This is a genomic window from Bacteroides propionicigenes (assembly GCF_018390535.1).
Lineage (GTDB): Bacteria > Bacteroidota > Bacteroidia > Bacteroidales > Bacteroidaceae > Bacteroides > Bacteroides propionicigenes.
Map to the genome: position 1 here is coordinate 26420 of NZ_JAHBBW010000008.1, position 16305 is coordinate 42724.

Genomic DNA, 16305 nt, shown 5'->3' on the forward strand with positions numbered 1-16305 from the left:
TTGTTGATAGTTACGATGAAGGTCTATCTTTGTGTATAACTATTGGCGGGTTATAACCCGAAGTCGGCAGGATTAATAGTTGCAATCAATACCAGTTCTTCCTTGTCTTCTGCAGTTTCCACTTCCGTGTAGATTTCAATCTCGTGTTTAGTATTCTCACGGATTTCAATCTCCCATTTACTTGGATCCTTTTCGCCGGTAAGGGCAATTAACTCATCAAGTTTCTCTTGAGAGAGCTTTTTGACAAACATCTGAATGAACGCAACTTTTATTGGGTCGTCAAGGTCGATTTCACTACCTAAGAATTTGTAATCCTTGTCGAAGAGTAGTTCGTATTCAATATTGATAGATAAATTCTCTATTTTAGCTGAACGGAGAATTTCTACTTCATATTCCAATGCTTTAGTTGTTTCGTTTTTCTCTTCCTCAAAGTCAACGATGATGGCATCCTTATAATTCTTTGCAATGTAGCTTACCAACTTTTGCGGACATGGGAGGTTCTCGTCTTCATCGTTTTCGTCATTGTCGGGCACTTCTTTTACTAATATACCTTCTGTCGTATAGTACAGTTCGTATTCTGCATCTTTCTTTTCGACTTCCAGCTTGATGATGATTTCGGCTTCTCCTGTTTCGCTAAGGTTGCGTTGTAACAGGTCGATGTCATCAAGGATATAACCTTCCGTATTGTAGGTGCTTTTATTGTAAGCATCCCATACTTTGGTATATTGGGTTTTAAAGTCCTCTTTTGAAATTTCTTTTTCGCTCAGGCTGCATTGTCCCTCTTGGGTATACCAAGCCTCACATTGGGGAGCCGGAGCAGTATCGGCACGGGTTTTACCTTTCTTCAAGTCGAAGGTTGCCACATAGTAGTTCTTCTTTTCAGTCCATTTTACATTTACAGCATCAGGAAATTGTTTGGTAAATACGTTGGCTACCGGTTTAGGTAAGTTTTCGGGAGTAATGTTGCCGTTGTTGTTACCGTTGTTTTCGTTGTCATCACTGCATGCTGTGAATGCAATCATGGCTGCTCCCAGCAACCACGCTGCCAAATTCATTTTCTTTCTCATAATTTATTTTTTTAAAGTTTAGACGAGGCAAAGAAAAGAGACAATTCTGAAGTTTTTCTGAAGATTCTGTTTTTGCGTAGATTTTGTGTGAACGGGTTGATGCTTTAGGAGAAATGAGTTACATTTGTCTGATTATACATATAACCTTGCCTCTATGAATATATTAATTATTGAAGATGAACGCGAGATAGCCCGGGCGATTGTTGATTTTTTTAATACGGAAAAGTACGTTACCGAGTGTGCCCATGATTTTGCTTCGGCTATGGAAAAACTGGGATTGTATGAGTACGATTGCGTAGTGGTGGATATAACATTGCCGGACGGAAACGGATTTGATATTATCCGTTACATTAAAGAACAGGGATTGGATTACGGCATTATTATTGTGTCGGCTTTAAATTCCATTGATGATAAGATTTTGGGATTGGACATTGGTGCAGACGATTATTTGGCCAAACCCTTCAGCTTGCCTGAACTGAATGCGCGGGTAAAGTCGGTTATCCGTCGCCGCAGATTCGAAGGGCGTAATGATTATGTGTTTCACGAGTTTTGTATTAATACGGATGCTCATAAATTGTTTGTCCATGGGAAAGAGGTAGTGCTGACCCGCAAGGAATACGACTTGTTTCTGTTTTTTGTCATGAACCGTGAACGGGTACTGACGAAGGAGACTATTGTGGAGCATTTATGGGGAGATATGATGGGAATTTCAGCCGATTCGCTCGACTTTGTGTACACGCATATCCGTAATCTTCGCAAGAAATTACTGGATGCTGATGCAAAGGATTATATTAAGACTGTATATGCCGTCGGTTATAAGTTTACGGAATATTGAGGAGACTGAGTATGAAATTAGTTTCTATTTATTGGAAATATACTGTGTATGCCTTTCTTGTTGTATTGGTACTGGGAAGCATTACGCATTATTATATCTTCCGTAATTCTATTCATCGTTCCACCGATGATGTGCTGCAAGAGTATAAGCAGGATATACAAGAGTATGCGGCGAGTCATGATACGCTGCTTTCCCTTCATGATTTGGAACTGAAGCACAGCCGTCTTCTTTTCCATGAAGTGGGTAAGGTTGCAAAAAAAGGAAAGGAATGTGCCATTTACGACTCTTTGATTTATAGTAAATATGAAGGAGAACAAGTGATTTACCGTGTTTTAAAGTTTAATGTAGATACCCGTGAGGGTACTTATCAAGTACTCTTGAGCCAGCCTACGCTGGAAGAAGACGATTTGATGTCTGCGGTGGTCATATCTTTATCGCTGTTGTTGCTTTTCTTTTTGATTGCATATTCGTGGGTTTCTACCTATTACACCCGTATTTTGTGGCGGCCTTTTTATCTTCTGCTGGAACAGTTGAGACGTTTCCGCATAGATCGCCAACAACCGGATAGGATGCCTGTTTGTGGTATTGAAGAGTTTGACGAAATGGGGAATACTATATCTGATATGATGGGGAAGATGCACAATGATTATCTCTCACTGAAAGAACTTACAGAAAACACGTCGCATGAGTTGCAAACTCCCTTGTCTATATTGAAAATGAAATTAGAGATGCTTCAACAGCAAGAAACGGACAATGAGAAGGTCATGGATTTGGTAAGGGATATGCAACATACTGTCAGCCGAATGACTCGCTTTAATCGTGCATTGCTGTTGATAGCCCGTATCAACAACGATCAGTTTGCCAATGTGGAGCAGGTTAATCTAAACGAGTACATAACAGAGTATTTATCCGCTTATGAAGATATTTTGCAAGATAAGTCGGTTACGATAGTTTGGGATAGCCGGGCGCCTTTTGTCGTACCGATAAACCGTATGTTGGCGGAACGGCTGGTAATGAATTTGATTGTGAATGCTGTGCGTTACAATGTAATAGGAGGATGCTTGCGCGTGGAAACTACAGAAAACAGTATTAAGATAGCCAACACATACGGCAATATTATTCCATCGGGTGATTTATTTGCCCGGTTTACCCGCTCTTCGCACGATAGTGAATCTACCGGCCTTGGATTGACAATAGTAAAAAGTATTTGCCAAAAAAGCGGATTAAAGGTGGAAGTATCGGTCAATAAGGTAGAGTTTTGTACGATTGTTGTAAAGAATGAACTAAAATCGCCCCCTTTCTGATATAAAATTTACTACTTTTGCACCTGTTATCAACCATGATACACTAACCTTTTTAAATAATTACTAATATGAAACCAACTTTATTTTTATTGGCAGCCGGTATGGGTAGCCGTTATGGTGGCTTGAAACAATTGGATGGACTGGGTCCGAATGGTGAGACTATTATGGACTATTCTATTTACGATGCCATCAATGCCGGATTCGGTAAGCTCGTTTTTGTTATCCGTAAAGATTTTGAACAGGATTTTCGTGATAAGATTATCTCTAAATACGAAGGACATATTCCGTGCGAACTGGTGTTCCAGGGACTGGATGCACTTCCCGAAGGATTTACTTGCCCGGCAGACCGCACGAAACCTTGGGGCACCAACCATGCCGTGATGATGGGTGCCGATGTGATAAAGGAACCGTTTGCCGTTATCAATTGTGATGACTTCTATGGCCGTGATTCTTTCCAAGTTATGGGTAAGTTCCTGTCTGCGCTTCCCGAAGGCTCCAAGAATGTATATTCAATGGTAGGTTTCCGCATTGGCAATACATTAAGCGAAAGCGGTACCGTATCACGCGGTCTTTGCGGCACGGATGCAAAAAAACTGTTGACCTCTGTTGTAGAACGTACCAAGATTCAGCGTATGGACGGTGAAGTGAAATATATTGATGATAATGGCGAATGGACAGCTACTCCCGATACTACTCCGGTCAGTATGAACTTCTGGGGCTTTACTCCCGATTACTTTGCTTACAGCCAAGAGCTCTTCAAGACATTCCTCAGCGACCCTAAGAATATGGAGAACTTGAAGAGCGAATTCTTCATACCGTTGATGGTAGATAAACTGATTAACGACGGTACGGCTACGGTTGAGGTGCTTGATACGAACAGTAAATGGTTCGGTGTGACTTATCCGGAAGATCGCCAGAGTGTGGTCGACAAGATTCAGGCATTGGTGGATGCCGGAGAATATCCTGCTAAGTTATTTTAAAGGAACGTTAGAGCGCTTTCTTTGAAAAGATTATCCCCTTTTTCCCTTTTTTGTTCTCCAAACTGGCTGAACAGGAAGGGAAAGAGGGGATTTTTTTGTAAAGGTTTATGAGTGGCGGATGCTTGTTTGTAACTGCCTGATTGTCAGTGTGCTTTTATGGAGTGTGGCTCAGTATACGACTGAGGCTACCTCAGTATACGACTTAGCCTGCCTCAAAGTACTGCTAAAAGGTAAATATATTATGCTGTAAATATAAATAACTAATTACCCGTTTGCCGTATCATCCGATATTTTAAGTGAATATACATAATTATCTTATACTATCTGTCATTCATGCAAACATTCATATAAACCTTGAATTTTAAAATGAGTGCAGCCGTATGCTTTGAATACATGATTGCGTGAGAATAAAAATAATATCGCTACCTTTGCAGTCTTGAACGATTAATTCATTGACACTATGATATCTGTAGAAGGACTGAAGGTGGAATTTAATGCCACCCCTCTGTTCGAAGACGTTTCTTATGTTATAAACAAAAAGGATCGTATAGCTCTTGTCGGCAAGAATGGCGCAGGCAAGTCTACCATGCTTAAAATATTGGCCGGCATCCAGCAACCGACTTCCGGCGTTGTGGCTGTTCCCCGCGAATGTACTATCGGGTATTTGCCTCAGGTGATGATACTCAGTGATGAGCGTACTGTAATGCAGGAGGCGGAACTTGCTTTTGAGCATATCTTTGAGATGCAGGCTGATATTGAGCGTATGAACCGGCAGCTTGCCGAACGCACTGATTATGACAGTGAAGATTATCAGAAGCTGATTGACCGTTTTACCCATGAGAATGAGCGTTTCCTGATGATGGGCGGAACAAACTATCGTGCTGAAATAGAACGAACCCTTCAGGGCTTGGGTTTTAGCCGTGAGGATTTCGACCGCTCTACAAGCGAGTTTTCCGGAGGTTGGCGTATGCGCATCGAACTTGCCAAGTTATTGCTTCGTCGTCCGGACGTATTATTGCTTGACGAGCCTACGAATCACCTTGATATAGAAAGTATTCAGTGGTTGGAAAACTTCCTGTCCACTCGTGCCAATGCGGTGGTACTCGTCAGCCACGACCGCGCTTTTCTTAATAATGTCACAACCCGTACCATTGAAATAACTTGCGGACGTATTTATGATTATAAAGTGAAGTATGATGAGTTTGTGGTGTTGCGCAAAGAACGTCGTGAACAGCAGTTGCGCGCTTACGAAAACCAGCAGAAACAGATACAGGATACGGAAGATTTCATTGAGCGTTTCCGCTATAAGGCTACTAAGGCGGTACAGGTGCAGAGCCGTATCAAACAGCTTGAAAAGATAGAACGTATAGAAGTGGACGAAGAGGATAACTCTTCTTTGCGTTTGAAGTTTGTTTGCAGCAGTCGCAGCGGCAATTATCCGGTTATCTGCGAAGATGTTGCCAAGGCGTATGGAGACCATATTATTTTTCACGATGTTAATCTTACGATTAATCGTGGTGAGAAGGTTGCTTTTGTCGGTAAAAATGGTGAGGGCAAGTCTACGCTTGTAAAGTGTATCATGGATGAAATTACGGATTATACCGGAAGGTTGACTTTGGGGCATAATGTGCAGATAGGCTATTTTGCGCAAAATCAAGCGCAATTGTTGGATGAGAATCTGACTGTTTTTGATACTATTGACCGTGTGGCGGTAGGGGATATCCGGTTGAAGATACGTGATATTTTGGGAGCATTCATGTTTGGCGGAGAGGCTTCTGACAAGAAGGTAAAAGTGCTTTCCGGTGGAGAACGTACTCGTCTTGCCATGATAAAGCTGCTGCTGGAACCGGTGAATTTCCTGATTCTTGACGAACCTACGAATCACCTTGATATGCGTTCCAAGGATGTACTGAAAGAAGCGATACGCGATTTTGACGGTACAGTGATAATTGTCAGCCATGACCGTGACTTTTTGGATGGACTTGCGACTAAAGTATATGAGTTCGGTGGCGGAGTGGTAAAGGAGCATCTTGGCGGTATTTACGATTTCCTGCAGAAAAAACAGATAGAGAGTTTGAATGACTTGCAGAAGTCTCCTTCGCTGTCCTCTTCCCCTGTCGGAAAAATGGTAACCGGTAATAATGCCGCAACAACGGTTGTACAACCTTCTGCCGCAAAATTGTCCTATGAGGAGCAAAAGGAACTCAATAAGAAACTTAAAAAGCTGGAACGCCGTGTAGCGGATTGTGAAGCGGAGATAGAACAACTGGAATCGGCCATTTCTATTCTTGAAGCCAAAATGGCTACACCGGAAGGCGCTTCGGATATGACACTCTATGAACAGCATCAAAAGTTGAAAACTCAATTGGATAATGTAATGGAAGAGTGGGATGTAGCCTCTTGCGAACTGGAGGAGACGAGAAAGGAGTGATAACTTTATAACATTATATTTTATAAGTATGAAAGTATTTCATTTTTTACCCATTGCAGCATTTTGTCTGATGACAGGTGCTTGCAGCACAGGCAAGAAACAGGTTGAGCTTACAGCCGGTATTCAGCTTGCCAATCTTGACACAATGGCTTTGCCCGGAACAGATTTTTACCAATACGCCTGTGGCGGTTGGATGAAGAATAATCCGATTCCTGCCGAGTACTCACAGTACGGCTCTTTTACTGTTCTCGCAGAAAATAACCGTAAGCAGATTCAGGGACTTATCGAAGAATTGGCTGCTACTCAACATGAAGCCGGTAGCATAGCGCAGAAAGTAGGCGATTTGTACAAAATCGTAATGGACAGTGTGAAACTGAATAAAGATGGCATAGCCCCTATTAAAGCCGAATTGGAAAGGTTGGGGAGCTTGAAAGACAAGAAAGAACTTTATGCTTTGTTGGGTGAGATGCAAAAGAAGGGCATTGTTTCCTATAATGTTCTGTATGTAGGGGCCGATGAAATGAATAGTAGCATGAACGCTGTACAGTCTTACCAAACGGGTTTGAGTATGGGTGAACGTGAATATTATCTGGAGAATGATGAGGCTACCGCTAAGATTCGTGATGCTTTCCGTACACACGTACAGAAGATGTATCAATTGGCAGGCTTTGATGAGGCTACTGCCAAAAAAGGTATGGAAGTAGTTATGGACGTAGAAACACGTCTTGCAAAGGCTTTCCGTTCGCGTACGGAATTGCGCGACCCGCATGCCAACTACAATAAAATGACGCTGGAAGAATTGGAAAAAAATTACCCCACTTTCGATTGGGATGCTTATCTGTCTGCTTTGGATTTGAAGGACGTGAAGGAGATTATCGTAGGGCAGCCCGCTTCTCTGAAAGCAGCCGCCGATATTTTGGATACTCTGCCTATTGACCAACAAAGCCTCTATCTGCAATGGAGATTGATTGATGCCGCCGCTGGTACTTTGAATGATGCTATGGCCGAGCAAAACTTCGACTTCTACCAACGTACAATGAGCGGTACGCAAGAAATGCAACCTCGTTGGAAGAGAGCTGTCAGTACAGTGAGTTCAGCCTTGGGTGAAGCTGTGGGGCAGATGTATGTAGAGAAATATTTCCCTGCCGCTGCCAAAGAACGTATGGTGGCTTTAGTGAAGAATCTGCAAGAAAGCTTGGGCGAACGCGTTAAGGGGCTTGCTTGGATGGGAGATTCTACCAAAGTAAAGGCTTTGGAAAAGCTGGCTACTTTCCATGTGAAAATCGGTTATCCTGACAAGTGGAAGGATTACTCTACATTGGAGATTAAAGATGATTCATATTGGGCAAATATGGAGCGTACCAACGAATGGAACCACGCGGAAATGGTGGCTAAAGCCGGCAAACCGGTGGATAAGGAGGAATGGCTGATGACTCCGCAAACTGTGAATGCTTATTATAACCCGACAACAAATGAAATATGTTTCCCTGCCGGTATTCTGCAATATCCGTTCTTTGACATGAATGCGGATGATGCTTTCAATTACGGAGCTATCGGTGTGGTAATCGGCCATGAGATGACTCACGGGTTTGATGACCAAGGTCGCCAATACGATAAAGACGGTAATTTGAAAGACTGGTGGACTGACGAGGATTCCAAACGTTTTGATGAACGTGCTCAGGTTATGGTGAATGTGTTCGACAGCATTGAAGTCGCTCCGGGGGTACACGGCAATGGCCGTATGACTTTGGGTGAGAACATTGCCGACCACGGCGGCTTGCAAGTTTCCTATCAGGCATTCAAGAGGGCTACTGCTGCCAATCCGCTGCCTGTAATGGATGGATTTACTCCCGAACAGCGCTTCTTCCTCGCTTATGCAGGTGTATGGGGAAACAACATCCGTCCAGAAGAAGTCCTGAATCGCACTAAGAGTGATGTGCACTCGTTGGGCAAGTGGCGCGTAAACGGTGCTTTACCCCAAATTGGTGCTTGGTATGAGGCTTTCAATATTACAGAGAATGATCAGATGTTTGTGCCGGTGGAAAAACGAGTTTCTATCTGGTAACAGCCTTGCTTTCATAAAAGATTTCAGTCCCGTCAGAGAGGTATAAACACCTTTTTGGCGGGACTTTTCTTATACCGCCATACAGAGTTATTGGAATTAATAATAAGTTCCTTTTTTAATTATACCTAATTTATTGTGTATGAATGTATGTATGAATAAACAAAATTCGTAACTTTGCACATCAAATAGTAAAATGTACGCATTACTTTAATACGCAAATCCATGTCTGAAACTAAAAGAATCAAAACAGCTCTGGTATCCGTTTACCATAAAGAAGGTTTGGACGAAATCATTACCAAACTGCATGAAGAAGGTGTAGAGTTCCTGTCAACCGGTGGAACTCGTCAATTTATCGAATCTTTAGGCTATCCCTGCAAAGCGGTGGAAGACCTTACTACATACCCTTCCATTTTGGGTGGACGCGTAAAGACTCTGCATCCTAAGATATTTGGAGGAATTCTTTGCCGCCGCGGATTGGAACAAGACATGCAGCAAATAGAAAAATATGAAATTCCCGAAATAGACCTTGTAATTGTAGATTTGTATCCGTTTGAGGCTACTGTTGCCAGTGGTGCTGAGGAACCGGCTATTATCGAGAAGATTGATATAGGCGGCATCTCGTTGATTCGTGCTGCAGCCAAAAATTATAATGATGTGGTAATTGTTGCTTCACAGGCTCAATATCAGCCGCTTCGCGATATGTTGATGGAGCATGGCGCTACCACTTCACTCGAAGAACGCCGTTGGTTTGCTAAAGAGGCCTTTGCCGTATCTTCTCATTACGATTCGGCCATCTTTAATTATTTTGACGGTGAAGAAGGCTCAGCTTTCCGTCAATCTGCCAACAACCAGAAGACTTTACGCTACGGTGAGAATCCGCATCAGAAAGGATACTTCTATGGCAATATAGATGCAATGTTCGACCAGATTCACGGAAAAGAAATCTCTTATAACAACTTGCTTGATATCAACGCTGCCGTTGATTTGATTGATGAATTTGCGGATACGACTTTTGCTATCCTGAAACATAACAATGCCTGCGGATTGGCTTCACGTCCTACCGTGCTGGAGGCTTGGAATGACGCGCTTGCCGGTGACCCTGTATCTGCGTTCGGCGGTGTGCTTATCACAAATGCTGTGATTGACAAGGCTGCTGCCGAGGAAATCAACAAAATATTCTTTGAAGTTATCATTGCTCCCGATTATGATGTGGATGCCTTGGAAATCCTCGGTCAGAAGAAAAACCGTATAATCTTGGTTCGTAAGCAGGCGACTTTGCCAAAGAAACAGTTCCGCTCTTTGCTGAACGGCGTGCTGGTACAAGATCGTGACCTGAAAGTGGAGACTTCCGAAGACTTGAAAACAGTAACGACAAAAGCTCCGACTGCACAGGAAATCGAAGATATGCTTTTTGCAAACAAAATTGTGAAGAATAGCAAGTCCAACGCTATTGTATTGGCAAAAGGCAAACAGCTGTTGGCAAGCGGCGTAGGTCAGACCAGCCGTGTAGATGCCTTGAAACAGGCTATCGAAAAAGCTAAGAACTTCGGCTTCGACTTGAATGGCGCTGTAATGGCAAGTGATGCTTTCTTCCCTTTCCCCGATTGTGTGGAAATAGCAGGCAATGAAGGTGTTAAAGCTGTGATTCAGCCGGGCGGAAGCATCAAGGACGAACTCTCGTTTGATTATTGCAACGAGCATGGCATTGCAATGGTGATAACAGGGTTCCGCCACTTTAAACACTAATATTAATGATGAATGAAGAACTAAGAATGAGGAATTGACTGCGCTGTCTTTACTCGCGTTGTTATTCTGCATAGCATTCTTAATTTTTCATTCCTAATTCTTCATTTAAGAAATATGGGATTATTCTCTTTTACACAAGAAATAGCGATGGACCTTGGTACTGCCAATACTATTATTACCACAAACGGTAAGATAGTAGTGGACGAGCCTTCGGTAGTAGCTTTGGACCGTCGTACAGACAAGATGATTGCCGTGGGTGAAAAGGCGAAGATGATGCACGAAAAAACCCACGAGAACATACGTACTATCCGTCCGCTTCGTGACGGCGTAATTGCCGACTTCTATGCTTGCGAGCAGATGATACGCGGACTTATTAAAATGGTGAACAATCGTAATCGTCTGTTCTCTCCTTCACTCCGTATGGTAATAGGTGTTCCCTCGGGAAGTACGGAAGTTGAGCTTCGTGCCGTGCGAGATTCTGCCGAACACGCCGGTGGACGTGATGTTTACTTGATATTTGAACCGATGGCTGCAGCTATCGGTATCGGTATTGATGTGGAAGCGCCAGAGGGTAATATGATTGTTGATATAGGTGGCGGCTCTACGGAAATTGCCGTTATCTCATTGGGCGGTATTGTTTCCAATAACTCTATCCGTATTGCCGGTGACGACCTGACTGCCGATATTCAGGAGTATATGAGCCGCCAGCACAACGTGAAGGTCAGCGAACGTATGGCAGAACGTATCAAGATTAATGTAGGTGCGGCTTTAACCGAATTGGGTGAGGACGCTCCTGAAGATTATATTGTTCATGGTCCAAACCGTATCACGGCTCTTCCTATGGAAGTGCCCGTATGCTATCAGGAAGTGGCACACTGTCTGGAGAAGTCTATCTCTAAGATTGAGACTGCTATCTTGAGTGCATTGGAGAATACGCCGCCCGAATTGTATGCCGACATCGTGCATAACGGTATCTATCTGGCCGGTGGCGGTGCTCTGCTTCGCGGACTGGATAAACGTCTGACCGATAAAATTAACATACCGTTCCACATTGCGGAAGACCCTTTGCATGCCGTTGCCAAAGGTACAGGCGTTGCATTGAAGAATGTTGACCGCTTCTCATTCCTGATGAGATAGGTATGCGAAACTTACTGAACTTTCTTATTAAATACAATTACTGGTTCCTCTTTCTTTTGTTAGAGGTTACCAGTTTTGTTTTATTGTTCCGCTTCAACCATTATCAACAGAGTGTGTATTTCACCTCGGCAAACGGAGTGGCAGGGAAAGTTTATGAGATTTCGGGAGGTATCAGTTCTTACTTCCACTTGAAATCGGTCAACGAGGATTTACTCGACCGGAATATGTGGTTGGAACAACGGGTGGCTTTTCTTGAAAGAAGCCTGCAAGAAAGGGGATTGGATTCAGTAAAACTATATAGCACGGCGCGCCTTGCTCCGGATGATTACCGCATATTCAAGGCGAATATTATTAAGAACAGTCTGAATAAGGCGGATAATTACATTACATTGGACCGTGGTTCGTCAGATAGCATTCGTCCGGAGATGGGTGTGGTGGATGCAAATGGGGTAGTAGGTATTGTATATAAGACTTCCCCCCGCTATTCGCTGGTTATTCCGTTGCTGAACAGCAAGTCGAGCATCAGCTGCAAGATTGTGGGCAGTGATTATTTCGGCTATTTGAAGTGGGAAGGCGGAGATTCGCGTTTTGCCTATCTGAAAGATTTGCCTCGGCATGCGGAATTTAATCTGGGTGATACAGTAGTGACAAGCGGTTACTCCACGGTATTTCCCGAAGGGGTTATGGTAGGAACGGTTGATGATATGTCTGACTCTCATGACGGACTTTCATATCTGTTGAAGATAAAGCTGGCTACGGATTTCGGTAAGGTGAGTAATGTGCGTGTTATTTCGCGTAGCGGACAGGTAGAACAGAATATGCTGGAAAAAGAAGGGGAAAAATGATAATCAATTATTTGCATAAGATAGGATGGTTTATCGGTTTGGCGCTATTGCAGGTGCTGATACTGAACAATGTGCATATTGCCGGATATGCCACCCCGTTTTTATATATATACCTGATTTTGAAGTTTGAATCGGATGTGTCCCGTAACGCATTGATGTTATGGGCTTTCTTCCTCGGGCTGGCGGTTGATGTCTTTTCCGATACTCCGGGAATGAATGCGGCTGCCACGGTGTTGTTAGCCTTTCTGCGCCCTGTATTCTTACGTTTGTTTGTACCTCGCGATACGCTGGATACATTGGTTCCGGCAGTCCGTACAATGGGAATCTCTCCTTTTCTGAAATATTTGGTTGTCAGTGTCTTGGTGCATCACGGGATGCTGCTTACTCTCGAATTCTTCTCTTTTGCCCACATCGGTACGTTGTTGTTGAGAATTGTAACAAGCACTTTGCTGACTGTAACTTGTATAATGGCGGTAGAGGGTATACGGAAGAAATAAAAAGGAACTCATAAGTCGCAATTGAATGAAGGATTATACGCTGGAGAAACGAAAATATGTGATAGGCATGGCGGCTGTTGTCATTGTCCTTATCTACGTGATTCGTCTGTTCGACTTGCAAATCATGACGGATGACTACAAGAAGAATGCGGACAGCAATGCCTTTCTGAATAAGATTCAGTATCCTTCGCGTGGCGCTATTTATGACCGTAACGGTAAACTGTTGGTTTTTAACCAGCCTGCATACGACATTACGTTCGTGCCTCGTGAAGTGGTACAACTTGATACGCTGGATTTTTGTCATGCGTTGAACATTACGCTCGAACAGTTCCAAAAGCGTATGAAAGATGTAAAGAACCGTTGGATGAATCCCGGTTATTCCAAATATACGCATCAGGTATTTATGACACAACTCTCGGCAGAAGAGTGCGGTGTGTTTCAGGAGAAGCTATTCAAATTTCCTGGTTTCTATATCCAGCGGCGTACTATCCGGCAATATACTTATGATGCCGCCGGGCATGCGTTGGGAGACATAGGCGAAGTGTCAAAGAAAGATATTGAAGCGGACAATTACTATATTCGGGGAGATTATATAGGAAAGCAAGGGATAGAGAAATCTTATGAAAAGTATCTCCGTGGGGAAAAAGGAGTGGAGATTCTGCTTCGTGATGCGCATGGGCGTATTCAGGGGCATTATATGGACGGGAAGCTCGACCGCCCTTCCATACCCGGTAAGAATTTGACCTTAGGTATCGACATCGAATTACAGAGGTTAGGTGAGCGTCTATTGCAGCATAAAATCGGGGCGATTGTAGCCATTGAGCCGGCTACGGGAGAGATACTCTGTATGGTTTCTTCTCCCACTTTCGATCCTCACTTGATGATTGGACGCCAGCGTGGCAAGAATCACCGAATGTTACAAAGAGACAAACGCAAACCTTTGTTGAACCGTGCAATAATGGGGGCATATCCACCGGGCTCCACTTTTAAGACTGCGCAGGCATTGACATTTTTGCAAGAAGGAATTATCCATGAAGATTATCCGACTTTTCCCTGTGCACACGGGTTTAACTATGGAAGCTTGCATGTGGGATGCCACGGGCATGGTTCTCCTTTGCCATTGATTCCGGCCATAGCTACTTCATGTAATTCCTACTTTTGCTGGGGGCTGTTCCGAATGTTCAGTGACAAAAAGTATGGTTCTCCTCAAAATGCCATTACCGTATGGAAAGACCATATGGTTTCTCAAGGATTCGGTTATCGTCTCGGTACAGACCTTCCCGGAGAACAACGCGGGTTGATTCCTAACGCAAAATTTTATGATAAAGCATATCGTGGTTCTTGGAACGGGCTTACGGTTATCAGTATCGCTATCGGACAGGGTGAAATTCTTGCCACTCCGTTGCAAATAGCCAATTTAGGTGCAACCATTGCCAATCGGGGGCATTTCATAACCCCGCATATTGTAAAAGAAATACAAGACAATGACCTGGATAGCATTTACCGTACTCCACGTATCACTTCGGTTGCCCGGGAGTATTATGATGAAGTTGTGGAAGGTATGCGTGCCGCCGTTACAGGAAGTACGGGTAGTGCGACTTGCCGTATGGTAGGTACAATTCTGCCCGGTGTGGAAGCATGCGGTAAAACCGGTACGGCGCAGAATCGAGGGAAAGACCATTCTGTATTTATGGGATTCGCTCCGATGAACGACCCCAAAATAGCAATTGCGGTCTATGTGGAGAATGGTGGTTTCGGGGCGACTTACGGTGTTCCTATCGGTGCTATGATGATGGATCAGTACTTACATGGTAAGTTATCGCCGGAGAATGAAATACGTGCGGAGGAATTTAGTAACCGTATAATTTTGTACGGAGACGAAGAAAGGTAGTGAACGGTCAAATATTAACAGTATAAATGGTAAGAAGAGACAATATATGGAAATCATTGGATTGGGTGACGATTGTAATCTACCTGATGTTGATTGTATTTGGCTGGTTTAGCGTTTGCGGAGCAAGTTACGATTATGGTGACCGTGATTTTCTTGATTTTTCCACTCGTGCCGGTAAACAGTTTATGTGGATTGTCTGTTCATTCGGGCTGGGCTTTGTTTTGCTGATGCTGGAGGATACACTCTATGATATGTTTTCCTACATTATATATATAGGACTTATTCTATTATTGGTTGTCACTATCTTCATAGCTCCTGATACTAAGGGATCACGTTCATGGTTAATTTTGGGACCTGTCAGTTTGCAACCGGCTGAGTTTGCCAAGTTTGCCACAGCACTGGCATTAGCAAAGTATATGAGTGCTTATTCATTTACCATAAAAAACTGGAAAAGCGCATTGATGTTGGCTTTTCTCATCCTTTTGCCGATGCTGCTGATTATCCTTCAACGTGAAACAGGTTCCGCATTGGTATATACAGCTTTCTTTCTGATGCTTTATCGTGAAGGTATGCCCGGTGTGGTGCTCTTTTCCGGTATTTGCGCTGTGGTATATTTTGTGGTGGGAATTCGTTTCGATCAGGTTTTTATAGCGGATACTCCAACACCTATCGGAGAGTTTGCCGTATTGTCAATGGTTTTGCTCTTTGCCGGTGGAATGGTATGGGTATATAAAAAGAAATGGGAGCCGGTTCGTAATATTATCGGAGGCTCTTTTATAGTGTTGCTTATCGCATATTTTATATCAGAGTACATCACTCCCTTTAATTTGGTGTGGGCGCAATGGGGATTATGTGTTGTGACAGTGTGCTATTTATTCTTTCTTTCTTTGAGTGAGCGCCATTGGAGTTGTCTTCTTATTGGATTATTTGCTATAGGTTCGATAGGCTTTCTCTATTCCAGCGATTATTTCTTCAATAAAGTGTTGGAACCTCATCAGCAGATACGTATCAAGGTTGTGTTGGGCATGGAGGAAGATTTGGCAGGGGCAGGTTATAATGTAAACCAGTCAAAGATTGCTATTGGTTCGGGCGGATTGACCGGGAAGGGCTTTTTGAACGGTACACAGACTAAACTGAAATATGTACCCGAACAAGATACGGATTTTATCTTCTGTACAGTGGGGGAGGAAGAGGGTTTTATCGGTTCAACGGCTGTGCTGCTATTGTTTCTGATTCTGATACTTCGTTTGATAGTGTTGTCAGAGCGGCAACAGTCGGCATTTGGCAGGGTATATGGATACTCGGTACTGAGTATTTTCCTGTTTCATCTTTTTATAAATATCGGAATGGTACTCGGTCTTACACCTGTAATCGGTATTCCGTTGCCTTTCTTTAGTTATGGTGGCTCGTCGTTATGGGGTTTTACGATACTGCTGTTTATTTTCCTGCGTATTGATGCCGGAAGGAATAGGAGGTTGGTGTAACCTCGTCATAGATTTACGTAATA

General features: G+C 43.4%; 12 protein-coding genes. 11 read left to right on the plus strand and 1 reads right to left on the minus strand.

Going from position 1 to position 16305, the window contains the following annotated elements; all coding sequences use genetic code 11:
- Positions 1-50 precede the first annotated feature (50 nt).
- Positions 51-1067 carry a hypothetical protein gene (locus tag KG118_RS10870; protein ID WP_117712952.1) on the minus strand — a complete coding sequence of 339 codons (1017 nt, stop codon included), beginning with the start codon at positions 1065-1067 and terminating at the stop codon, positions 51-53.
- Positions 1068-1221: 154 nt separating this feature from the next.
- On the opposite strand from KG118_RS10870, the gene KG118_RS10875 reads away from it, so the two are divergent.
- The 11 genes from KG118_RS10875 (at position 1222) to rodA (ending at position 16282) form a co-directional block, all read left to right on the plus strand.
- On the plus strand, positions 1222-1902 hold the full coding sequence (locus KG118_RS10875; protein WP_117712953.1) for a response regulator transcription factor: 681 nt from the start codon (positions 1222-1224) through the stop codon (positions 1900-1902).
- 11 nt (positions 1903-1913) lie between these two features.
- Entirely contained in the window at positions 1914-3206 is a 1293-nt protein-coding gene (locus KG118_RS10880) for a sensor histidine kinase (RefSeq protein ID WP_117712954.1), read from the plus strand.
- Between the two features lie 68 nt (positions 3207-3274).
- Positions 3275-4186, plus strand: a complete 912-nt coding sequence (locus tag KG118_RS10885) for a glycosyltransferase family protein (protein WP_117712955.1) — start codon at positions 3275-3277, stop codon at positions 4184-4186.
- A gap of 460 nt (positions 4187-4646) precedes the next feature.
- Positions 4647-6617, plus strand: a complete 1971-nt coding sequence (locus tag KG118_RS10890) for an ABC-F family ATP-binding cassette domain-containing protein (RefSeq protein WP_117712956.1) — start codon at positions 4647-4649, stop codon at positions 6615-6617.
- 28 nt (positions 6618-6645) lie between these two features.
- Positions 6646-8682 carry a M13 family metallopeptidase gene (locus KG118_RS10895; RefSeq protein WP_117712957.1) on the plus strand — a complete coding sequence of 679 codons (2037 nt, stop codon included), beginning with the start codon at positions 6646-6648 and terminating at the stop codon, positions 8680-8682.
- A 222-nt stretch (positions 8683-8904) separates the two neighbouring features.
- Positions 8905-10428 (plus strand): bifunctional phosphoribosylaminoimidazolecarboxamide formyltransferase/IMP cyclohydrolase, encoded by a 1524-nt coding sequence (gene purH / locus KG118_RS10900; protein ID WP_117712958.1) that lies wholly within the window; start codon positions 8905-8907, stop codon positions 10426-10428.
- Between the two features lie 114 nt (positions 10429-10542).
- Positions 10543-11565: a rod shape-determining protein gene (locus tag KG118_RS10905; protein ID WP_117712959.1), complete on the plus strand. Its 1023-nt coding sequence runs from the start codon at positions 10543-10545 to the stop codon at positions 11563-11565.
- Between the two features lie 2 nt (positions 11566-11567).
- A complete protein-coding gene (mreC, locus tag KG118_RS10910) occupies positions 11568-12410 on the plus strand; it encodes a rod shape-determining protein MreC (RefSeq protein WP_117712960.1) in 843 nt (280 codons plus the stop codon).
- Positions 12407-12907 carry a rod shape-determining protein MreD gene (gene mreD, locus KG118_RS10915; protein WP_117712961.1) on the plus strand — a complete coding sequence of 167 codons (501 nt, stop codon included), beginning with the start codon at positions 12407-12409 and terminating at the stop codon, positions 12905-12907. The genes mreC and mreD overlap by 4 nt, the downstream gene beginning before the upstream one ends.
- A gap of 25 nt (positions 12908-12932) precedes the next feature.
- Complete coding sequence (mrdA, locus tag KG118_RS10920) at positions 12933-14798, plus strand: penicillin-binding protein 2 (RefSeq protein ID WP_117712962.1); 1866 nt, start codon at positions 12933-12935, stop codon at positions 14796-14798.
- A 26-nt stretch (positions 14799-14824) separates the two neighbouring features.
- Positions 14825-16282 (plus strand): rod shape-determining protein RodA, encoded by a 1458-nt coding sequence (rodA, locus tag KG118_RS10925; protein ID WP_117712963.1) that lies wholly within the window; start codon positions 14825-14827, stop codon positions 16280-16282.
- Positions 16283-16305 lie beyond the last annotated feature (23 nt).

What these genes read in the sequence shown, in the direction of transcription:
- KG118_RS10870 (WP_117712952.1), bottom strand. Translation starts at nt 1,067, where the DNA reads ATGAGAAAGAAAATGAATTTGGCAGCGTGGTTGCTGGGAGCAGCCATG.
- KG118_RS10875 (WP_117712953.1), top strand. Translation starts at nt 1,222, where the DNA reads ATGAATATATTAATTATTGAAGATGAACGCGAGATAGCCCGGGCGATT.
- KG118_RS10880 (WP_117712954.1), top strand. Translation starts at nt 1,914, where the DNA reads ATGAAATTAGTTTCTATTTATTGGAAATATACTGTGTATGCCTTTCTT.
- KG118_RS10885 (WP_117712955.1), top strand. Translation starts at nt 3,275, where the DNA reads ATGAAACCAACTTTATTTTTATTGGCAGCCGGTATGGGTAGCCGTTAT.
- KG118_RS10890 (WP_117712956.1), top strand. Translation starts at nt 4,647, where the DNA reads ATGATATCTGTAGAAGGACTGAAGGTGGAATTTAATGCCACCCCTCTG.
- KG118_RS10895 (WP_117712957.1), top strand. Translation starts at nt 6,646, where the DNA reads ATGAAAGTATTTCATTTTTTACCCATTGCAGCATTTTGTCTGATGACA.
- purH (WP_117712958.1), top strand. Translation starts at nt 8,905, where the DNA reads ATGTCTGAAACTAAAAGAATCAAAACAGCTCTGGTATCCGTTTACCAT.
- KG118_RS10905 (WP_117712959.1), top strand. Translation starts at nt 10,543, where the DNA reads ATGGGATTATTCTCTTTTACACAAGAAATAGCGATGGACCTTGGTACT.
- mreC (WP_117712960.1), top strand. Translation starts at nt 11,568, where the DNA reads ATGCGAAACTTACTGAACTTTCTTATTAAATACAATTACTGGTTCCTC.
- mreD (WP_117712961.1), top strand. Translation starts at nt 12,407, where the DNA reads ATGATAATCAATTATTTGCATAAGATAGGATGGTTTATCGGTTTGGCG.
- mrdA (WP_117712962.1), top strand. Translation starts at nt 12,933, where the DNA reads ATGAAGGATTATACGCTGGAGAAACGAAAATATGTGATAGGCATGGCG.
- rodA (WP_117712963.1), top strand. Translation starts at nt 14,825, where the DNA reads ATGGTAAGAAGAGACAATATATGGAAATCATTGGATTGGGTGACGATT.